This is a genomic window from Bacteroides sp. ZJ-18 (assembly GCF_011038705.2).
Lineage (GTDB): Bacteria > Bacteroidota > Bacteroidia > Bacteroidales > Bacteroidaceae > Bacteroides > Bacteroides hominis.
In genome coordinates, this window is the sequence record NZ_CP072198.1 from 580,522 (window position 1) to 603,883 (window position 23,362).

General features: G+C 43.0%; 16 protein-coding genes. 8 read left to right on the forward strand and 8 right to left on the reverse strand.

Annotated features, from left to right (window positions below; genetic code table 11):
• Entirely contained in the window at positions 1 to 3,171 is a 3,171-nt protein-coding gene (locus G7Y45_RS02510) for a TonB-dependent receptor (protein WP_005811643.1), read from the reverse strand.
• A 320-nt stretch (positions 3,172 to 3,491) separates the two neighbouring features.
• Between G7Y45_RS02510 and G7Y45_RS02515 the strand changes: the two genes are divergently transcribed.
• The 7 genes from G7Y45_RS02515 (at position 3,492) to G7Y45_RS02545 (ending at position 15,525) form a co-directional block, all read left to right on the forward strand.
• Positions 3,492 to 7,520, forward strand: a complete 4,029-nt coding sequence (locus tag G7Y45_RS02515; protein WP_165016456.1) for a two-component regulator propeller domain-containing protein — start codon at positions 3,492 to 3,494, stop codon at positions 7,518 to 7,520.
• Between the two features lie 198 nt (positions 7,521 to 7,718).
• Positions 7,719 to 8,504: a glycyl-radical enzyme activating protein gene (locus G7Y45_RS02520; RefSeq protein WP_032530302.1), complete on the forward strand. Its 786-nt coding sequence runs from the start codon at positions 7,719 to 7,721 to the stop codon at positions 8,502 to 8,504.
• Positions 8,501 to 10,570 (forward strand): pyruvate formate lyase family protein, encoded by a 2,070-nt coding sequence (locus tag G7Y45_RS02525; RefSeq protein ID WP_165016459.1) that lies wholly within the window; start codon positions 8,501 to 8,503, stop codon positions 10,568 to 10,570. The genes G7Y45_RS02520 and G7Y45_RS02525 overlap by 4 nt, the downstream gene beginning before the upstream one ends.
• A gap of 12 nt (positions 10,571 to 10,582) precedes the next feature.
• Complete coding sequence (locus tag G7Y45_RS02530; RefSeq protein WP_165016462.1) at positions 10,583 to 11,902, forward strand: sugar porter family MFS transporter; 1,320 nt, start codon at positions 10,583 to 10,585, stop codon at positions 11,900 to 11,902.
• A gap of 35 nt (positions 11,903 to 11,937) precedes the next feature.
• Positions 11,938 to 13,068, forward strand: a complete 1,131-nt coding sequence (locus G7Y45_RS02535) for an aldose epimerase family protein (RefSeq protein ID WP_165016465.1) — start codon at positions 11,938 to 11,940, stop codon at positions 13,066 to 13,068.
• Positions 13,065 to 15,140, forward strand: a complete 2,076-nt coding sequence (locus G7Y45_RS02540; protein WP_165016468.1) for a glycoside hydrolase family 127 protein — start codon at positions 13,065 to 13,067, stop codon at positions 15,138 to 15,140. The genes G7Y45_RS02535 and G7Y45_RS02540 overlap by 4 nt, the downstream gene beginning before the upstream one ends.
• A gap of 103 nt (positions 15,141 to 15,243) precedes the next feature.
• A complete protein-coding gene (locus G7Y45_RS02545; RefSeq protein ID WP_005781928.1) occupies positions 15,244 to 15,525 on the forward strand; it encodes a putative quinol monooxygenase in 282 nt (93 codons plus the stop codon).
• A 49-nt stretch (positions 15,526 to 15,574) separates the two neighbouring features.
• Here the strand turns inward: G7Y45_RS02545 and G7Y45_RS02550 are convergent, their stop codons facing one another.
• Together G7Y45_RS02550 and G7Y45_RS02555 are read right to left on the reverse strand one after the other, a co-directional pair.
• A complete protein-coding gene (locus G7Y45_RS02550; RefSeq protein ID WP_032542995.1) occupies positions 15,575 to 16,267 on the reverse strand; it encodes a ComF family protein in 693 nt (230 codons plus the stop codon).
• A 32-nt stretch (positions 16,268 to 16,299) separates the two neighbouring features.
• A complete protein-coding gene (locus G7Y45_RS02555; RefSeq protein WP_032530295.1) occupies positions 16,300 to 17,106 on the reverse strand; it encodes an inositol monophosphatase family protein in 807 nt (268 codons plus the stop codon).
• Positions 17,107 to 17,208: 102 nt separating this feature from the next.
• On the opposite strand from G7Y45_RS02555, the gene G7Y45_RS02560 reads away from it, so the two are divergent.
• Entirely contained in the window at positions 17,209 to 17,934 is a 726-nt protein-coding gene (locus tag G7Y45_RS02560) for a hypothetical protein (protein WP_032530294.1), read from the forward strand.
• Positions 17,935 to 18,011: 77 nt separating this feature from the next.
• On the opposite strand, the gene G7Y45_RS02565 is transcribed toward G7Y45_RS02560, so the two are convergent.
• From G7Y45_RS02565 to G7Y45_RS02585, 5 genes are all read right to left on the reverse strand, one after another.
• Positions 18,012 to 19,502: a putative Ig domain-containing protein gene (locus tag G7Y45_RS02565; protein ID WP_165016471.1), complete on the reverse strand. Its 1,491-nt coding sequence runs from the start codon at positions 19,500 to 19,502 to the stop codon at positions 18,012 to 18,014.
• Between the two features lie 26 nt (positions 19,503 to 19,528).
• Positions 19,529 to 20,659: a 6-bladed beta-propeller gene (locus tag G7Y45_RS02570; protein ID WP_005781916.1), complete on the reverse strand. Its 1,131-nt coding sequence runs from the start codon at positions 20,657 to 20,659 to the stop codon at positions 19,529 to 19,531.
• Positions 20,660 to 20,667: 8 nt separating this feature from the next.
• Complete coding sequence (locus tag G7Y45_RS02575) at positions 20,668 to 21,861, reverse strand: 6-bladed beta-propeller (protein WP_032530291.1); 1,194 nt, start codon at positions 21,859 to 21,861, stop codon at positions 20,668 to 20,670.
• A 140-nt stretch (positions 21,862 to 22,001) separates the two neighbouring features.
• On the reverse strand, positions 22,002 to 22,763 hold the full coding sequence (locus tag G7Y45_RS02580; protein WP_165016474.1) for a galactosyltransferase-related protein: 762 nt from the start codon (positions 22,761 to 22,763) through the stop codon (positions 22,002 to 22,004).
• Positions 22,754 to 23,356, reverse strand: coding sequence for a hypothetical protein (locus G7Y45_RS02585; protein ID WP_005811673.1), 603 nt, complete (start codon positions 23,354 to 23,356; stop codon positions 22,754 to 22,756). The genes G7Y45_RS02580 and G7Y45_RS02585 overlap by 10 nt, the downstream gene beginning before the upstream one ends.
• Positions 23,357 to 23,362: the final 6 nt, after the last annotated feature.

The following is a 23,362-nucleotide window of genomic DNA, read 5'->3' on the forward strand; positions in this document are numbered from 1 at the left end:
TTAATATTTGAAATTAAGTGAGAATATATGAGAGCGGGCGTACGGATAGGCCGAAATGTCGACTCCCGGAAGAATACGGTTGTTCACAGAGCTACCGCTACGTACCTCGGGGTCATATCCCGAATAGTTCGTAAGACAGAAAACGTTGTTAATCGTATACGTCAGAGCCAGGTCTTTAATCTTCCAAGCCTTCAATACGTTCTTCGGTAAACGGAAGGTGACAGCCAGGTTGTTCATCTTCAGGAACGAACCGTCTTCCACCATCTCCGAGTTGGAAGCAGCCCACATATATCCTGACCAGTCAATGGCACCGGGACCTGTAAAAGTACCGGTAGGATTGTTCGCGAACCAGGCATCTTTATAATACACAGCCGATTTATTGCGGATATCCCCGTTGTTCATCAGGTTGTATACATTACCATTGATAATATCATTTCCGTATGACCAACTGAAGTCCATAGCCAGTTCGATGAACTTCCAGCGCAGACGAGTGTTCAAACCACCGATAAACACCGGATTCACGTCTCCGATCACAACACGGTCACTCATATCCACTTTTCCGTCTCCATTGGTATCGGCAAAGGATGGGAAACCGTAAGGCATCTCTCTCTCGGTAGCATACCACCAAGGAGAATCGGCACTGCCTATACCGTTATAATCCGAATGCCAGTTGCTGCGGATGCCTTCCATCTGCAAACCATAGAAGAGTCCGAGAGGATATCCTTTTTTAATCAGAACATTCTCCGAACCGGAAGCCGAACCTACGGGGCGTCCTTCGAGCATCTGTGTTTCAGTACCTAAGCTAAGCACCTTGGACTGATTGGAGCTAAAGTTCACCGTAGCATTCCAGGTAAAGTCCTTTTTATCAATAAGCACACCGCCTACACTGATCTCAAATCCGCGGTTACGCACCGAACCAATGTTACGGGTCACCTTCCCGAAACCGGAAGTACGTGGCAGATTCTGTTCGAGCAGCATATCACGGGTAGTCTTTGTATAGAGGTCCAATGAAACATTCAGGCGGTTATTGAACATATCCAGGTCGAGACCACCGTTAAACTCTTCCGTCACCTCCCAACTGATCTCCGGGTTCGCCATACGGCTGGTATACAAAGCCGGGATAGCTCCGTCACCAAAGATGGCCTGACGCTGGCTGGAAGACAATGTCTGTGCATAAGCATAAGGAGCAATCTGGTCGTTACCCACCTGACCATAGCTGAAACGTAGCTTCAGGTTGCTTACGTTCTTCTCCAGCCAAGGCACATTCTTGAAGAATTCTTCTTCTGAAACCCTCCAACCCAGCGCACCGGATGGAAAGAATCCCCAACGGTTATCGGGACTGAATTTAGAAGAACCGTCAGCACGCATGGAAGCTTTCAGCAAGTAACGGCCTTTATAAGAATAGTTGGCCATAAACACTCCCGAGAGCATGGCTATCTTTTCGTAAGATACACCGGGAGACTTCACATGGTTACCACTTTTTGCATCATAAATACCTTCCCACCCCAAATCGGTATTGAACTGGGAATATTCCTGATTAAAGGTTTCATACTTATTGGTATTGGCCTCATACACGGCATTCACCGAAAGACTGTGTACCTTGTTGAATACTTTATTGAATCCGGCCTGTATCACTCCACGCATATTTAATCCGCTTTGTGTAGCATACGTAGCCAAGCCATTATTATCATAACCGCGCTGGATGGTCTTCGGAACAAATTCTTTGACTTCCCCTTTAGGAATACGAACGCCAATACCTCCTTTTACAAACCAGTTATCATTAATGTTATATACCAATTCTGCCTGACCGAAGAAAGTATTATTTTTATTATTGTAATCAATGTCTTTCAGCTTCCGATAAGGATTATCCATTTTACCTGTATAGTACAGGTTGTCATCTATCTCCTGGAAAGTCCACTCTTTGGGAACAAGCGGAGAGAAAGTCTGTATTTCATTGAAAATGTTTCCTTCTGTCCAGAAAGCACCGCTACGAATATTGTGCTCATACGAGATATTCGTGTTCAAAGTCAGTTGTGGAAGCAGTTTGATGCTGTTATTCGTCTGGAAATAGAATCGCTTAAACCCGGTATTGATTGCGATACCGTCTTCGTTCATCAACGAGAAAATGGTAGAGTTCTGTATCCGTTCGGTTCCGCCTCTGTAAGACACTTCATAATTCTGCTTGGTACCATTCTGCAAACAGAGATCCGGATAGAACTGGAAACGGGAAGGATTGGTATTCCATACCTGATCTTTATACTCCTGGTAGAAATCGGCATTCTGCCAGCGTCCGCTCATAATCATATCACGCATATATGCACGCATGTAATCTTCGGCACCCAGCATCGGGATTGAATTTGCCAGTTTACTGATACCATAAGTAGCTTTTACGGAAATCTCACTCATACCGGCCGCACCTTTCTTGGTAGTAATCAGCACAACACCATTGGCACCCTGCGCCCCATAAATGGCAGTAGACGATACATCTTTCAAGATAGAGATACTCTCGATGGCATCGGGAGAGATAGTTGCTAAAGGACTTTCCAGCGGATCGTCCGAGATAGGAAGCGGGAAACCGTCGATGACATACAAAGGCGAGCTGCCTGCCGTAATAGAACTGGCTCCACGAATCTTAATCGTGATTCCGCCACCCGGCGCACCATCATTGTTCATTACCTGTACACCGGATATTTTGCCTTTCAAGGCTTGTTCCAGACTTAACGGATTGGTTTGCATAAACTGGTCGGAGCTCAAACTGGATACAGATCCGGTTAAGTCTACTTTACGCTGAGTCTGATAACCAGTCACCACCACTTCATCAATCAGCACTCCCGAATCCATCAGTACATCTATTCGATTCTGACTGCCTACGGTTTTCTCAACCGTATTCATGCCGATCATCGAAAAAACAAGTACTTGTCCCGGAGATACGTTTTTAATCGTATACTCTCCGTTTTCATTAGTAATCACCCCGTTGTGTGTCCCTTTCACTTGTACAGTGGCTCCAATAACAGTTTCATTACTGCCTTTCTCTCTCACTGTACCCGAAATGCTCTTTGTGTTTTGAGCAAATCCACCTGCAGACACCAGCACAAACATGCATATTAAGAAGACGGCTTTTATCCTGCCTTCGGTATCTGCTCTAAGGTTGTTCAGATCTTTTAGATTCATAATATTAGTAATTTAGTCATTAAAAAGGATTCATACATTTTTAGTTTCTTTGTCAAGTCCCGAAGCCGGATCAGGACGAGTCCATTTTGTGTGGTTCCATACTCAGTTGTTTTTGCATTCGTATTTTACTGTTTTGTTGTTTCAGCAAAAGTAGGCGAAAAGAGACCCGAACCATAGAACAATAAATTATTCACTGATACTCATATTCATATTTACACCAAACATTACCATAGTGAATATAAATATCAGTTTGTGACCATAAGTGCCTTTCTGATTCGTTTTTATTTCAGACTTTTGTGTTGTACGTAATTAAGAGACGAATGAAAAAGAGCTTTTTTACCCTGATTTTATTTATTTCTTCTGTTATACTAAATGCACAACAGAATGAACTTATGTTCCACTCTCTGGGCAGTCAACACGGACTTACATATAGTGCCGTACGCGATATTGTGCAGGATTCGAAAGGATATATTTGGATTGCAACCCTCAAAGGACTGAACAGGTATGACGGATACAACATTAAACAATACTACAAGTCGGATGACGGACTTTCTTCAAACTGCATCGAGAAACTGCTTCTGCTTGGAAAAGATACTCTATTGATGGGAACTAATGAGGGGTTGTGCTTATACGATATGATGAAAGAGAAGTTCACCACTATTGTTCCGCAAACCAAGACCCCACTATATGTGCTGGACATGGTCTACGACGGACGTTCAGTCTTCATCGCATCAGATTCCGGACTCTATACGTATAATAAAGTAGAGCAAAGCATGGCACTGCTCTACAAAGGATTGATTATAAAAGTAACACTGGATATTAACGGAAATGTATGGGCTGTCGGTCCGAATACGATTTATTGTTTCCGCCCCAACGGACAAATGACCCGGAAAATCACAGCGGCAGAAGTCTCTTCCGACTATCCTGTCGAATTCACTTCCATCTACAAAGATTCTCAGGGCACTCTATGGCTGGGAACTACCGAAAACGGGTTGTACCGATATAATAAGAATTATAACCAGTTCGTTTCAGTGGAGTTCTCTTCACAAGACAGAAAAGACATGCGCTATATCCGCTGCATTCAGGAAGATATGCGGGGAAATCTATGGATCGGAACCGAAAACGGACTTTTCATCTACGACTACACGGACAACAGTTACGTACAATACCGCCAGCATGCGAAAGATGTCCAGTCCGGACTGACCGATAATGCAATCTACACCATTTATAAAAGTCGTGGAGATATTATGTGGATCGGTACATTCTTTGGAGGTATCAACTATACCAGCCTGACTGAAAACAACTTCCACTACCTGATAGCAGATAATGAGAAACAATACCTGAAAGGAAAAGCGATCAGTAACATCATCAAAGATAAAAAGGGAGCGTTGTGGTTTGCTTCCGAAGATCACGGAATCTCCATTCTTTATCCGGACGGTCACATCAGGTACCTAAACAAATCGACCCATCCATCGCTAAACGGAGACAACGTACACGCATTAGCCGAAGATTACTCCGGCAATATATGGATTGGCAATTTTGTCGACGGCCTACAAAAGGTGGATTTGGAAAGGGGATATATCCGCTCATATAAAAATTTGGCAGGAAGAGATACGGGGTTATCCAATAATTCAATCTATAAGCTCTATGTTCACAACCCCGATACTATGTTCATAGGCACAAGCCAGGGAGTCAATATCTATCATTTTCAGACAGATTCATTCACCCCCTTTCTTCCGGATGTATTCCGACTTATACGCATTGACGACATCATACGTGATAAAAAGGATAATATCTGGTTTTCTGCACACTTCAACGGCATCTTCCGGTATCATATTCCTACCCATAGCATCCACCGATACCAGAAAGGAGCGACAGGTTGTAAAACTATGACCAGCGATAACATCTATTGCAGCTTTATCGATTCGAAAGGAAATGTCTGGTTTGGCACCAGTAATGGAGGACTGATGAAATATGATGCAAATGCAGACAGTATACAGGTTTTCGGGAAAAAGAACGAACTCCGGCAGAGAGACATCTATTCCATACAGGAAGACAGTTTCGGCTATCTATGGATGAGTACGGACAACGGTATTTTCTCATTTAATCCGGAAAGTCAGAGTTTTGCCCACTACAAGGTATCCGACAATCTGATTTCGAATCAGTTTAATACCTGTCCGGGTTATAAAGATCCAAACGGTACTCTCTACTTCGGAAGTATCAATGGTGTATGCTTTTTCCGACCGGAAGGACTGAACCATAACAACCCTACAAACGATATCCACCTGACTTTCTCAGACTTCAAGGTTTTCAATAAGCATGTGCAGCCGTCACCGGATGGTATCCTGCAAAGCAATATCGACAGTACGTCCCTTATCCGCTTACCTCACGGTATGAATACCCTGACTTTTGACTTCCTGGTAATCAACTACAATGAAAACTGTCAGTCACAACTTTCTTGTGAATATTATCTGGAGGGTATGGAGACCGAGTGGAACACAACACAACAAATCCCACAATCAGTCACTTATACCAACCTCGATCCCGGAACTTATAAATTCCATGTACGGGTTATCGGGAAAAACGGAGTTGTATTCGACCGCCGTGAAATCACTGTAAACATCCTTCCTCACTTTCTATTGAGTGGCTTCATGATCACCATTTACTCTTTAATCGGGCTCCTGATCGGCTTTATAATTGTCCGTTTCTACCGCATTCGCATGCGTGATAAAATGGATATACGCATCGAACGCATGGAAAAGAACAACCTGCGCGAACTAAACAAGCATAAGCTAAATTTCTTCACTTATATCACCCACGAATTTAAGACTCCTTTGTCTATACTGATGGCCGTATTCGAAGATATATCAATCAGCCGGAACAACACAATCACCGGAGAAGAAATGAAAATAATCAATCGGAACATCCAACGCCTTCAGTTTCTTATCAATCAGCTTCTGGAGTTTCGTTCCGTAGAAACCGATCACGCCCGTATAGAATATGTGAAAGGAGACATCATGACATACGGACGTAGTATCTTCGAATTGTTCATCCCTGTCTTCAGACAAAAACAGGTTGTCTTTCAATATACAACCTCAACAGATTCCTACTATACGGTCTTCGACAGAGACAAGATTGAAAAAATCATCAGCAATCTGCTCAGCAATGCCTTCAAACATTCTGATCCTCAGAGTGAAATAAACTTTAGGATTGATGTGGATAAGAATGCCGGACAACTGATTCTTTCTTGCCACAACAGCAGCTCTTATATTCATCCGGAACAACGGGAGGCTGTCATGCAACCTTTCCACAAAACCGATTCGTCTGATCAGAAATATTCTAATACAGGTATCGGTCTGGCTTTGGTGAATGGATTAGTTCAACTACTTTCAGGCACGGTTGAGATAGAAAGCCATCAAAATAGTGGCACGACCTTCAAAGTAAGATTGCCTCTGGTAGAAGACTCCAAAGATATGATCGTTCCCGATGAAACGCTGGATATCGTCAATTCCCCCGACGTAGTAGCAGACACTGTATACCTACTCAATAACTCCGGGTTAAAAGAAGATATGAATGCCGCAAATACAGAAAAGAAAATGACTGTACTTCTGGTAGAAGATAATCCGGATATCAACAACATATTAAAAAGTAAATTACTGCGTTTATATAAAGTGAAAACAGCTTATAACGGGCAGGAAGCAGTCGAATTGCTGAAAACACACATTATCGACATCATTATCAGTGACATCATGATGCCTTATATGGACGGATATGAATTGAGCAGGTATATTAAAACCTCTCGGGAGTATTCTCACATTCCGGTCATTCTTATCACTTCTCAACCTTCGAAAGAGAACGAGCTGCAGGGATTATCGGCAGGAGCAGATGCCTATATTGAAAAGCCTTTCACTTTTGATGAACTGAACCTCAGAATCACCAATTTACTCAAAGCTAAAAGTAATATCCGCGAACATTATCACGATATGAAAATATTCGAACTCAACGAAGAACTTAACAACAAAGACGAAGAGTTTATCAAATCGTTGACCCAATTCGTCATCGAACATATCGAAGAACCGGAATTGAGTGTCGATCAATTGACTACACACATGAACATCAGCCGAACCCAACTATACAATAAGCTGAAGAAACTGTTAAATCTGAGTGCCACCGAATTTATAAATAAAATCAAGATCGATGTTGCCAAAGTAAAGATTATAAAAACCAATCTGACTATCGCCGAAATCTCATGGCAGCTTGGATTCAATAATCCCAGCTACTTCAGCAAAACATTTAAGCGTTTCTGTGGAGTGACACCCAATGAATTCAAGAACGGCAAAGGTCAGTAAACAGACCGGTTCATCACCCATTCGGAAAAATACATTCTAAAAGTGGTCGGATACATTCGTTTTTTGTAAATGCCGGATAATAGCCTCTACTCCCATAAACATTACCCATATGAATAATAAGAGCTATTAATATTCTGTATTTTAACACGAATACATGCTCAACAACATACATACCAGTTCGTACCTGTTCAAAATATTATGTATATATTTGCCATTGTTAATCCAAACACAATGAAAACAGGAACAATATTCAGTATAGAGGAGTTTGCCATCCACGACGGACCGGGAATCCGAACAACGATATTCTTAAAAGGATGTCCTTTACACTGTGCATGGTGCCATAACCCCGAAGGCATCTCACCACAACCACAATACATGATTAAGAAAGGAGTCAAAAGCATTTGTGGATATCAGATAACTGTAGAAGAACTGATTGCCATAATTGAAAAGAACCGGGATATCTATAGGCTTAACCGGGGAGGAATAACACTAACAGGAGGAGAGCCTTTGTTCCAACCGGATTTCATCACCGAATTGCTCGAACAACTTCCGGATATACACACTGCTATTGAAACAAGCGGATATGCAAACACTCATACTTTCAGCAAAGTTATTTCCTTGGCAAATCTGATCCTATTCGACATCAAACACACAGATCCGGAGATGCATCGAAAATATACAGGTGTAGATAATACGATCATACTAAAAAACCTTACCGTACTTTGCGATTCAGGGCAGGATTTCATCCTTCGGATACCACTGATTCCAGGAGTCAACGATACCCGGGAAAATATGACAGCCATTTTCGAAAGAATCAAAAATGCCCAAAACCTGATACGCGTCGAGATCCTCAGATATCACCGGACAGCAGGTGCCAAATACGCAATGATCGGAGAAAAGTATCACCCTCCGTTCGATACCGGAAAAACACCACAAATCTATAATGTATTCGAAGAAAATAATATCAAAAATCTAATTGTATGAACGAAAGAATTAACTATCTAAAAACGTATATTTTAGATAAACAACACCACTCACAAAGAAGAACACTACAGAGCGTAGGACTTGATAAATTGAGTACGTCCTATGCTCTACAAGGTTTATCTCCTGTAGAACGCGCCACAGCTTGCTTTGCTGCCTCAATGGATGCCGAAACTCCGGTTATACTTCCGGGTGAAAGAATCGTTTTTACCCGCACCCTCACCCAAATACCGGATCCCTATACCCCGGAAGAATGGAATGAAATCAAAAGCAAACATTATATCCATGAAAAAGGTACGGTATGTAACATCTCTCCTAATTATGCTTACACAATCCGACATGGGTTGGAAGCACGGAAACAAGAGATTCGGAAACGTCAGGAAACACCCTCATTAAATGAAAGAGAAAAAACATTCCTGCAAGCAATGTATCAAAGCATCATATCCATACAAAATTTAATTGAGAAATACGAGCAATATGCATTATCCATTAACGAGACAGAAACAGCATATACTTTGCACACCGTCAAAACAGAAGGAGCCCAAAACTTCAGACAGGCCCTACAACTTTTGAGGATTCTCCATTTCTCCATTTGGGAAGCAGGTAACTATCACAACACACTCGGTCGTTTCGACCAATATATGTATCCTTTCTATCAAAAAGACCTGGAAAATGGAACACTTACCAAAGAGGAAGCATTTGACTTACTTGAAGAATTTTTCCTGGTATGCAACAAAGACAGTGACCTGTATCCGGGTATGCAGCAAGGCGACAACGGTCAGAGCTTAGTATTGGGAGGACGCAACGCAAACGGTGAATACTTGTTCAACGACCTGTCACGCATGTGTTTGCAAGCAAGTTACGAATTGAAGCTGATTGATCCCAAAATCAACATTCGTGTAGACCAAGGTACTCCCAACGAGATATTCACTTTAGGTTCCCGCCTGACAAAAATAGGGCTGGGCTTTCCACAATACAGCAATGACGACGTCATCATTCCGGGACTTATCCGCAAAGGATATTCGAAAGAGGACGCATACAACTATGTCGTGGCTGCCTGCTGGGAGTTCATCATCCCCGGTAAAGCCATGGATATTCCCAATATAGACGCTGTTTCTTTAATAGGATGTGTAGACCGATGCATTGAAAAGCTCAACACTTGCCCGGATTATCCATCTTTTTATACACTGGTTGAACAGGAAATACAAAAAGAAGTCGATACAATCTGCGAAAAACACCGGAATCTCTACATTATCCCTTCTCCTATGATGTCTTTGCTTATGGATGGCACCATCGAAAGAGCCAAAGATATTTCAGAAGGATCTTACTATAATAACTATGGCATTCACGGGACCGGCATTGCAACTGCCACCGACGCCCTTGCTGCTCTGAAAAAATACTATTTTGAAGAACAGAACATAGATTATATCACTCTGCTTACTGCTATAAGAAACAACTTCCAAGGCTATGAAGAGTTACAGAAAAAGCTAAGAGAAGAAGCTCCCAAAATGGGACAGGATAATGATTATGCCGACCTGATAGCCGGAGCTCTACTCGACTCTTTCGATCAGTCGTTAGCCGATAAACGAAATGAACGCGGAGGAGTTTATCGGGCAGGTACCGGAACAGCCATGTACTACATTTTTCATTCCAATCAATTGCGTGCTACTCCCGATGGACGTAACGATGGTGAAATGATCCCGGCAAATTATTCCCCCAGCCTGTTTCTCAAGCAAAAAGGACCGATATCTGTTATTAAATCATTTACCAAGCAGCACCTGGATCGTGTTGTCAATGGCGGCCCCCTCACCCTGGAATTCGACCAGTCTGTATTCAGCAACGACGAAACCATTGAAAAATTGGGTATGCTTGTGAAAACCTATGTTGTCCTTGGTGGTCACCAGCTACAGTTAAATACAGTCAGCCGGGAGAAACTGCTACATGCCCGTAAACACCCCGAACAACACAAGAACCTGATTGTCCGGGTATGGGGATGGAGCGGATACTTTGTAGAGTTAGACGAATGTTACCAGAATCATGTTATTAACCGGATCGAATTCGGTCTATAAAACATCTGCATTATGAAAAATACAGTAAAGAATTTCATGTTTTACATTGCCTTCGTGGCATCCCTGGGAGGATTACTTTTTGGATTCGATACCGCAGTAATATCCGGAGCCGAAAAATCCATCCAAACAGTATATGGCCTATCCGATTTCAGCCATGGTTTTACCATTGCCATCGCTTTAATCGGTACTATCATCGGAGCTTTCATCTGTAGTAAACCCGTAGAGAAATACGGACGCCTGAAAGCACTAAAAATAATTGCTTTCCTCTATTTTGTTTCTGCCGTGGGCAGTGCTGCCATCATCGACTGGTATTCCTTTTTATTTTTCCGCTTTGCCGGTGGACTGGCCGTAGGAGCCTCATCCGTAGTCGGTCCCATGTACATTGCCGAAATATCTCCTTCACGCTGGCGTGGACGTTTTGTCGCATTCTTCCAGTTCAATATTGTCCTGGGTATTGTACTTGCCTACTTCTCCAACTATTGGATACATGGCATTGCACACGACTGGCAATGGATGTTGGGAATCGAAGCCATTCCCGCCATTGTGTTTGCACTCCTACTATACACCGTACCGGAGAGCCCTCGTTGGCTGGTAAAGCAAAACAAGGAAACCGAAGCCCGTCGCATCATAAAAGAAGTCAGTAATGCGGATATTGAACAAGAAGTACATGAAATCAGAGAATCTCTGGTAGCGACAGGAAACTGTGGCGAAAAGCTCTTCCAACGCAAATACCGTAAACCAATCCTCTATGCTTTCCTTATTGCTACCTTTAACCAGTTATCTGGAATCAACGCTATCCTTTACTACGCTCCCAGAATTTTTGAGATGTCAGGTGTATTTACTGACTCTGCCATGATGCAATCTATAGTAATCGGGCTGACAAACCTCACATTTACCATGATCGGAATGATTCTGATAGATCAGGTAGGACGAAAAAAGCTACTCTACATCGGTTCTATCGGTATGGCTATTTCTTTGGCATTAGTAGCTAAAGGATTCTGTCAGGATACTTTCTCAGGTTACTATATGCTTGCCTGTCTGATGGGATTTATCGCATTCTTTGCTATTTCACTGGGTGCGGTTATTTGGGTTTTAATCTCTGAAGTTTTCCCCAATAGTGTCCGGTCTAAGGGGCAAGTGCTGGGTAGCATGACACACTGGGTATGGTCCGCCCTGCTTTCTTGGATGTTTCCTGTCTTCATCCGTACAGGAGGTACTTTCATTTTCAGTTTCTTTGCCATTATGATGTTCTTAAGCTTTTTCTTTGCCCTCAGACTTCCGGAAACAAAGAACAAATCCCTGGAACAAATACAAAAAGAACTGACCAATTAACCATTTGCGAATAATAAACTAAAAACATGAATCGTATGAAAACTAAACTCATCATTTTATTAATACTCACTGCCATGATACACACAAACACAGTACAAGCTCAACATTCACAATTGAAAAGAGCCGACTTTCAGCAAGTAATCGACGGGAAACAAACCGATCTCTACTTTCTGAGAAACAAAAACGGAATCGAGATTGCCATTACCAATTTCGGAGGACGAGTCGTTGAGTTCTGGACCCCGGATAAAAATGGTCATTTTGAGGATATTGTCCTCGGACACGACCATGTGGACAAATACCTCCACTACAAAGGTGAAAGGTTTCTGGGAGCCACTATCGGACGATATGGTAACCGAATCAGGAAAGGAAAATTCACTCTGAACGGAAAAGCCTACCAACTGCCAATCAATGATATTCCCAACAGTCTTCATGGTGGATTCAAAGGATTCGACATGGTAGTATGGGATGTTGAACAGCCGGATAGTCAAACTTTACAACTTACCTATCTGTCTAAAGACGGAGAAGAGGGATACCCGGGAAATTTACAAGTATCCATGAGTTACCAACTGACGGATAAAAACGAATTTATCATCATTCACCAAGCTCGCACAGACAAAGAAACGGTTATCAACCTCACCCACCACTCCTTTTTCAATCTACACGGAGCAGGCAACAAAGATATCAACGATCACATACTCATGATCAATGCAGATAAGTTTACTCCTGTCGATCATACCCTAATCCCTACCGGTATTCTTCAGGAAGTAGGAGGAACTCCAATGGATTTTCGTCATCCTACAGCCATTGGAAAACGTGTCAACGACTTATTTAAGCAATTAAGTTTCGGCCATGGCTACGATCATAATTGGGTACTGAACCGCAAGACCTCCGATAAGCCCGAACTGGCAGCAACCGTTTATGAACCAACATCAGGACGCTTTCTTGAGGTATGGACTACTGAACCCGGACTACAATTTTACGGTGGTAACTTTTTCGACGGCACAATGACCGGAAAGCATGGTAAAAGATACAACTACCGGGCTTCTTTGGCACTCGAAACGCAACACTATCCGGACAGTCCGAATCAACCTGCCTTCCCGTCAACAAACCTTCACCCCGGCGATACTTATAAACATATATGCATCTATAAAATCAATGTACAATGAAAACCACAACACATTTATCCGTTGCAGCGGTACTCACAGTACTGATGCAGATGGGGTGCCAGTCTCCTGCAACTGACACCCGGCAAATACTCCACCTACCGGAGTTAGACCAGGTCCGGATAGAAGATGCTTTCTGGAGTCCGAAACTTGAAACCTGGAGAAAAATAACAGCTAATGATGTATTAGACAAATTCGAAGGAAAGTATACTCCTTTCCCCGGATGGGACGATACACGAGATGCCTTCCGGAATTTCGACCGTGTTGCCGAAGGACAGAGAGATATCAAACAACACGATGGTCCAGAATGGTATGACGGACTCGTTTACGAAAGTATCCGGGGCATTGCAGACTTCCTTGCCGGACATCCCAATAAAGAAATGGAAAAACGAATCGACGGATATATCGACCGTATTTATGCCGCTCAGCAAACAGAACCTACCGGCTATATCAACACCCACACCCAACTCATGGAAAATGACCATAGATGGGGAGATAATGGGGGGTTCCTGCGCGGACAACACGACGTATATAACGCCGGAATGCTGATCGAAGCCGGAGTACACTATTATCAGGCAACCGGAAAAACACGCTTACTTGAAATAGCAACCCGATTTGCCAACTATATGGCAGATTATATGGGGCCGGAACCACGTAAAAATGTCGTTCCTGCGCATTCCGGTCCCGAAGAAGCCGTAATGGCCCTCTACTGGTTGTATAAAAATGAACCGGAATTGAAAGATAAACTCTCCATACCTGTCCGTGAGTCAGATTACTACGACCTGGTCACTTTCTGGATTGAGAACAGAGGACATCACTGCGGTTATCCGCTATGGGGAACATGGGGATATCGAAAATCTGAAAAATGGATTAAAGACGCTTGCTATCACCAAACGGAATTCGGTCCCCATTCCCGTCCCTGTTGGGGGGAATATTCACAAGATTCCATCCCGGTACTTGAACAAAAAACAATCGAAGGACATGCTGTACGAGCTACCTTGATGGCAACCGGTTTAGCCGCAGCCGCACTTGAAAACCAATCTCCTCAATACATTGAAACGGCTAAACGTCTTTGGGAAAACATGGCAGGCAAACGGATGTTCATCACAGGTGGAGTCGGTGCCATCCACGAAGATGAAAAGTTCGGTCCGGACTACTTCCTGCCTACCGACGCCTATTTGGAAACCTGTGCAGCCGTAGGAGCAGGTTTCTTTAGTCAACGCATGAATCAATTGACCTGTAATGCCCGCTACATGGACGAAGTGGAAAGAGTACTCTATAACAATGTACTGACAGGCGTTTCTTTGTCTGGTGATAAATACACTTATCAGAATCCCCTGAATACCGACAAACCTGACAGATGGGAATGGCATGTATGCCCCTGTTGCCCACCGATGTTTCTGAAAATCATGTCCGCCATGCCCAGTTACATCTATGCATATCAGGGAGATAATATCTATGTCAACTTATTCATAGGAAGTGAAGTACGCATACCGATCGATAAAAATAACAGTGTCCGCCTGAAACAGTTAACCTCTTATCCGTGGCACGGTGCCGTTTCCATTCAAGTCAATCCCGATAAAGCCGGTACCTTTTCTATAAAAGTGCGTATTCCCGGATGGGCACAAGGTACAGAAAACCCATATGGGCTTTACCAGTCGAACCTGAAAGCCCCCGCTAAATTGAAAGTCAACCAAAAGGATATTCTCCTGAGAATTGTCGATGGATATGCGGAAATCAGCCGGGAATGGAAAAAAGGCGATCACATCGAACTTGAATTACCGATGCAACCTCGCCTGATCACTGCGAACGAAGCAGTCAAAGACTTACGTGGACAAGTTGCGCTGGCATCAGGCCCCGTTATTTACTGCTTTGAGGATGCGGATAATCCGGAATTGCCTACACTGACACTTCAGCCACAAACGCCACTGGAGCTTTCTCACGACAACGATCTGCTTCATGGAGTCAATATCATCAAATGCCAGAGTAAAATTCCGGCAAAAGCCATCCCATATTATGCTGTAGCCAACAGAAAAGAGAGTCATAGTTACAAAGTATGGATTCCCCAGGAGTAAAGAAACAGATGATTACTACAAATTTATCTCAAATGAAAAATAATGTATCGCCATTTATACGTAAATTTGCGGAACAAGAATCATCTTAATTATAAAATATCATATGGAAAAGAAAACAATCGTGGCACGCGTAGAAGTGCTCCCCGGCAAAGAACAAGCATTTTTACAGGCAGCCGATGCTTTGATTAAAGGTACAAGGGCAGAAGAAGGCAACATTAGTTATAACCTGTATCAAAATCCCTCTCAACCTGTAGCTTTCATCTTTTACGAAGAGTACAAAGACCAGCATGCTATGGATGTACATGCAGCATCACCCCATTTCCAGACTTTTGGAGAAGCGATCAAAGGAATGTTGGCATCCGACCTGATAATTGAAACTTTCTAAATGAATATGAGGGTGCTTTAATGTACCCTCTATTAACTCATCACTCCATTTACTCAGCTACCGCCAACGTCAACACACTGATACGTATTCCGCTCACCCCTGCGAACGCAGATGCACAAGCCACAGTCGTGGCTCCGGTAGTTAACACGTCATCAACAAGCAAAACATGCTTCCCCTCAAAATGAACAGTATCACATAGCCTGAAGATTCCTTCCACATTCTCCCAACGTTCAAAAGTAGACTTACGGGTCTGAGTTTCCGTATTTTTTTCACGTATCATACACTCTGCACATAATGGAATACCCGTTACAGAAGCTATCCCACGGGCAATCCATTCACTTTGATTGTATCCTCTAAGTTTCTGTTTCTTTCTGTGCAAAGGTACAGGAATTATCATATCCACGCCATCAAAAAATTCTCCCGAAGATAGTTCTGCTGACATATAGCGTCCCATCACCTCTCCCAATTCTTTATATCCGCCATATTTCAGCATATGCAGGATGCGTCTGAAATCACTACCCTTACGATAAAAAAGAAAAGAAGAAGCTCTTTTTAGGCCAGGAATACGTCCCCAGAAAAGACACTCTACCGGATTATCTTTCCGCAAATGAAATCCGGTACGGGGTAAATTTATATTGCAACAGGTGCACAAACACTCCTCCCCTCTTGACAATGGCGAACCACAGACTACGCAACAACGCGGAAACAGAAGAGACCAGAAAGAATGGAACCAGGTATTCATGATGTGTTTTTCTATTTGATCAATGTCCGAAACTACATATCCAACGGAGGAACTTCTTCCAGCAACTGCTGAAAGACAGCATGCAAAGGACCGTTAGTAGCAATTATATGATGCCCTTCTATGAAATGTTCACTTCCATAAAAGTCAGTTACTTTTCCACCCGCTTCCAATACAATCAACGCCGCAGCCGAATAATCCCATTTCCCGATAAATGCTTCTGCCCAGGCATCAAAACGTCCGGCAGCCACATAACAAAGAGCCGATGCGGCCGAACCATTCATCCGAATGCCCCCTACCACCCCATACAATTGCTTCAGCAGATATTCTGCCGTCCGTTTATACTGTTGATGATTATAGGGAAGTTCGGTTATTACAAACGCCTCTTCAATGTTCCCCACTTTCGAGACATGCAGCTCTTCTCCGTTCATCCAAGCCTTTCCACCCTTCCAGGCATAAAAACACTCATCCCTGCAAACTTCGTATACTACACCTAAAAGTAGCTCCGTACGACTCCGGAGGGCAATACTGACACAATATGGAGCATTGTCATGAATATAATTAGTTGTTCCGTCCAGCGGATCAATTACCCAGCAATATGCCTCATCTTTATAAACACCAGAACCTTCCTCGGCAATAAACCCGGCCTCGGGCAACAGAGCAGACAGTTGCCCCACTAACAGCCTCTCAGATTCCTTATCGACATATGATACATAATCATGCGCATGCTTCTCTACTACGCTCTCCCGGCTAAAGCTCTGCCGTTCTTTTCTCAGAAAATTCCCCGCTTCGGTTGCTATCCGGCGCACCTCAGTAGTAAGTTGTTGAAGTTCCAATTCCATATTCGACTTTTAACGTATTTCGGCAAAGATAAATGATTCTTTTGAAAAAACATTGCAGCATTCAGCATATCTCTGCGTCTAAAAAACATAAAAAACTTAACTATGCAGAAATTCAGATTGACAATACTATTGATTATTTGTAGTAACGGACTTGCTTACGCACAAACGTTCAATGAAACGCCTATACTCCCCTTTATGCCACAAAAAGAAATGAAGTTCCCCAAAATCTCCGGACTTCCCGACATAAAGAGTACTCTGTCAGAAACGAATCCGGTTTTCAGCAACAGCCTGCCATTAGCCGAACAATATGAACTAAGAAAAAGATTCTCCTATCTGGATCCTGTCTTCACCAGTTATTTCAATCAAGAGCAACACCGGCTGCTCAATTCCCATTATTTCGGATATGAATTATACGGCTCCAGTTATTCACTCCGGGGAGTAGGAACTCAAAATATGGCAGGTGGCAGATTGGTATATCACCTCAACAAACAACTGACTATTCGGATAGGCGGTAATGCTTATCAATACCGTTCCAACGGGCGGATGTTCAATGACTTCACACTGAATGCGGACCTTACCTATCGCCTCAATAATTGGTTGACCGCTTATGTTTACGGACAATACAGGCTAAACTGCACTCCCAACTCCGGCGTACAAGGTTTCCCATTATCTCCACAATCTCATTACGGCGCTTTGTTCCGTATAAACCTTCTGGAAAAGAAAGAGTATGGCATCGACCTTAATCTCGGCACCGACAGAAGCTACAATGCTGCCACCCGACAATGGGAAAATACTTACAGGGTAGGTCCTGCCATACGGTTAAAATAATCGATCCAATATAGACCTGGCTATGAAGAGAGGGCTGTCCGGTACCGCCAATTTTACCGGATAGCCCATTTTATTACCTATCTGCATATAAATACCTTACATTCACCGGGAGCAAGCTTTACTATCCATCCGGTAGAAGTATCAGGAACAATTCCACCTTCCATGACATTATAAACCTTGTCCAACGACAATCCTTCCACCGTCTTTTCATTCAGCTCCACATCCACCGGACCGGATATCCGGTTCAGGCAGGCTATCGCTTTACTTCCGTCACTCAACGGCTTTACCCAGATATCATAATGATCGGCACGAATGGCACGTTCCGCCTGAATACCCAACGGATCCTGGTTGATAGCAATCAAATCTTTATTCAGAAGAATCTGCAGCGTACTGTCATTCATCTGCCGTACATCATTGCCACAGAGTAGCGGAGAAGCCATCATGCACCACAAAGCAAAATGTGACTGATACTGCTCGTTCGTACAACCTTCCGATTCATAACCGATGCTCTTACTCTTTCCGTCAATCCCCACAACAAGCATATCCGGATCATTCCATCCGGCAGGCCCCGCATATTCATTAAGCGGAGCATTTATCTCTAAAATATTCAGAACTCCACGAAGGCCGCCTTTCTGATCTGTAGACCGATTCCATAAATCACCGATATCACCGGATACACGCCAAAGATGTCCGCCCACTTTCTTTGCCCATTTCCAGGGTTCACGCTGTCCCCATTCACAAACAGAGAATACCATAGAACGTCCGGTCACCCGGAGTGCCTTCCCCATTTTTTCATATCTTTCCATCGCCTCTACCCGTCCGGCAGGCGCATTGCAGTAGTCATATTTTAAAAGATCGACACCCCAGGAAGCAAAATCCCGTGCATCCGTTTCTTCATACCCGTAACTGCCACAAACCCCACCACAGGTTTTGTCCGCGGCATCCGAATAAATTCCAAGCTTGAATCCCCGTTCATGCAAATAGTCAGCTACATATCTGATGCCCCTTGGAAACTTTGTTTTATCAACCTGGATATGTCCGTCTGCCCCTCTTTCAGGCAATTGCCAAAAGTCATCAATGTTTATATAGGCATATCCCAAGTCACGCATTCCATTCTCTACCATTGCATCCGCAGTTTGCAACACCAATTCCTCTGTCAGATGACGTCCGAATGTATTCCAGCTGTTCCATCCCATTGGGGGAGTCAACAGTAACTCATCACCTATCTTAATCAATAACTCCCGTGTATCAGATCCGAGGGCATTTTCTGCTTTCAGCACCACTTTATATGTTCCTTTCTCAGCTACTTCCCCTTTGATAATCCCTGTTTTTTTATCCAGCTTCAATCCTTCGGGAAGATTTTCAGCATGCCACTTTATCGGTCGTTCTCCGGAGGTGGGAATATAAAACAAAAAAGGGGTAGCAGGATAGTTTCCCACCACATGAGGGGGATTAATACACGGTTTCCCCTCAAAAATAGCGGTTCGCACTTTGCTCGCCTGTACTGTCGGACTCGCCAGCATCACACATAAGCAATATAAAAAAGAAACATAACTTGTAATTTTCATACGTTTAAAAAGAATTTATATAGATTTTATTTTAATGTTACAACAACCATTACCGGATTATCCTCTTCATCCAATCGGTTTATCAATTCATCCAGTTCTTTTTTTCTTTCCGGCAGTAAAGCTTTCGAATAGCGTTTACCTTTACTCAGATAACCTACCATCCGGGCATTTGCTAACTGATTTCCCAACCCTGTTCCGGGAGGAGTAAAATCAAATCCTGCCGCCAAATCATCTTTTATAATCACATTTGAAAAACTCTTCTTCTGTTTATCATACAATCCCACAAAACTTTCATTCTTCAGAACATAAAGCACAAAGAAATAACGGTCTGACTCAAAAACCTGTTGTACTGCGATAGACTTAAAACGTTTTGCGGGATCTATCTCATTGGCCGAGACATCCACATCTTTACCCGAACAATCAAGTTTCCAAGCCAAAGTCTTCTTTCGATCGGCATCAATCTTGTAAACCAGATTCTCCAGCGCCGGTTTAAAATAAACACTGCCACCATGAAGATACATTACGTCACGGGTGGACAAGTTAATACCATACTTCTTGCCTGGTTCAATATACCCTTTCCAGCTTTTCAGCTTCTTACCATTCCCGTCAATAAGAAACAGTTGTTGAGGATTATCCTTCCTTATGAAATAGTTATTATCACAATATAAGATGGATTCTCCGCTACTTACAGCTCCGGTACCCATATTTAAATGAGGAGCCGGTATACGACGGATAAATTTACCATTGAAGTCATAACAGATTAAATCCTGAAAATCCTGAACATACAGCTTTTGGTTATCAGGATCAGTAAAAAACAACAATCCTACCGCATATTCTTCAGGCCCTTGTCCATGCTGACCTATCTTATTCATAAACTTACCATTTTTATCAAATCGATAAAAACTTCTGGTCTGTGCATCACCTGCAATAATAGAATTTCCGGCATAAACAATACTGCACTCATTACCCAACAGACAATTATCAGTTGTCTCTAAAGGGAAATAACGCACATCAGATGCCAGTTCACTCAGCATTACCGTTTTAGGGCTCTGCGTAATGGCTTTCGCCAGATTCAGTGTTATGGCTGCATTTTTCTGGGCAAAAAGCGGAAATGCCAATACATGGGCCAATAAAATACAAAATGTAAACGATTTCATGGGACCTCCTATTTTTTAAATTTATAAAGAATCACTACCGGATTGGCATCATCCCCTACATTCAGCGCAGCAGGAGCCTCTTTCAGGTATCCTTTCTCCCGTAAAGAAGAAAGTATATCCGCATTGACCACCTGTGCACGTTCCCCGTCAGCCTGTGCATACTCCGGCCAAAAAGGTATTCCCCCATCTATATCATTATCAATGCCAATTATATTACTACCCGGAATACTATTGCTGCATTCCAAATAATCTTTCGGAATGCGTTGTGATTTCAATTCACCGGTCTTTTTATCAAATCGTTGTATAAACAACACATCTCCTTTATACAAGCGTAAATAAAGATAATGAGAAGATTCAAACAGATCGTAAAGCCCAATGACCTGATCCGTTTCGACTGTCTTATCTCCAAACTTATTAATATTGGCAATGTCCATATAATATTCAACCGGATTTTCTCTCTTCAGCACATAAGCCGGTTCTATTCCATTATTAGAAATCGCAGATACCGTATCATTGCAGGCAGTAAATACTAATACCCTTTCGTCCGAAGGAGAGAAACAGATTTCTTTCATAAAGCAAACATCCCGGGAAAGCCCCGATGGGAAAAGGGCCTTACACTCTTGTAACGAACCATTGGGTTGTTGTAATGCTCCTGCCCATGGCGCCTGCTGAAAAGGTTTTATAACCAATCCTTTCAATGCCCTTTTTCCATCCGGAAAAACATACATCCCGCCTGCTTGTTTCACAGTTGTATCATTTCGTAGAAAAGTTCCGTCATACGAATAAACCAAAGCATCTCCTCCATACTGAAATAAAGACAGTTCCTTATTCCTGTCATCAACCGCCAGATCACTTATCATGCCATACTCTCCCGGACCGTTTCCCTGACAGCCGATCTTGCGTATAAATTTACCTTCCCGATTGAATTGCAGCACCTCTTCAGTCTTTCCATTATACATAAACATGTAATCTGCCGTCACCTGTAGATTCATCAGATTACTTATCAGACATGAATCAGTCGTTTCCAAAGGAACGTATTCTATACTCTCCACATCTTCCTTCATGGAGATCGGAGCCTCTTCTTGCAAAGCAGAGCGGATATTGACAACCGGACATTCGGATAAAGAAGCTACAGGTTTCGGCTGGCAAGCCACCAGCCCGAACAGCCACAAGCTGTTCAACAATAATATTGTGTTTTTCATAATGATTGTCTCTTTAATATTGTTTTTAGGGAAGTGTATATACAAAGATACTTCTTCAATTTGAAAAATCACTTAAAATCAATCTATTTTTATTCCCCATTATAAATCCGACAATCAAATATCATATAAACTTAGTATAGTCAGTCCGGAAAAATTAGTTTTTCAAGCCACCTCAACATCTCTGCTTTACTCCTTCTGCAAGTAGCCAACAATGCTTCTAAATTACGTTTATCCCGCTCCCCCATATCAAAACCCGAATTGATACCCCTCGGATGATGAAGGTGATATAACGGTCCTTTTACACGCGCAATGGGCAACTCTAATATTTCCAGGCGTTTTACTCTTTCGGCATCTTCGGGACCCCAACCATAAAACGCTTCATTCTCTCCGCCTGCCCGCAGATAGGCAACCCTGTTCACAAGAAAAGCTCCTCCCACCGAAGGTCTCATCCCTATTGAAGTAGCATCCACCTTTTCCAACACTGATACGTCCTTACGGATTCTGTCACTCATAGCTTCATTCAGAAAAATAAAACGACCGTCATACGGGAAACACATCACACATCCCGAATAAATCCTACCGACCGCCTCTCTCAACTGAGCCGGCGGAATAATCACATCCGTATCCCAGATGCCTACAATGGGGTACTTAGCCGATCGCAACAATATATTTAAATAACGTGTCCGGTAGAACACCGGATCATCATCTTTCACAAACCGATAGCGTACCCTCTCACACGTCTCAGACAAATAAAAACGTTGCTCCGTATCCGCCTCAAGAATATCCACAGACACCTCTGTCTGCTGTAGCAGCAAAGAAAGGATAAACCGAAGATTCTCCGCCCTCTCCGGATTATCTACCCGCAAGGGGATGACAATGCTAACCTCTCTTGTCAGATCCATACCGCCTCCCTTCCAGATGTAATCATGCCCTTCTCACAGTACTCCATCAGTTTCTCGACTTTTGCATTGAATACATCCAACCGATGCAACAGGCAAAGAATAAAAAACACCTCTTCGAAAAGTGAACTTTCCCTGACTCCGGGCAGCGAGTCTGCTATCCAGTCAATCAGGTAAATTAAATGCTCTTTCATTCGCAGCACCTTGATGTCTTCCTCACCTTTCCTCCGGGACAACCGGTAATACAGATAATAAGCAAGACCACAAATACCTTTCCCGATGCCTAAAGTTCCGATCGCCCTACTATTAATCGTGTTAAATACCCTGCAATCGATCTGCCACAGAATCTCGTCGGCATCCCCTTCCACAAAGCCCTCCTGCAACAGATATTCAATTCCGACACCTATTCCGCACAAACCGTCACCATAAGTCACCGGAAGTTCCAAAGAACAATTCTCCATCACCTCATCCAGCAACACTTCTGCTTTCTCTTCCCACTCTTCTTCAGCCGTCTGCCGATAAAGACGATAGAATCCGATGATTTTCCCCATTTCTCCCATCATCCCCGGATTTTCTATCCCTCTTACGCTTTCCATATTTTC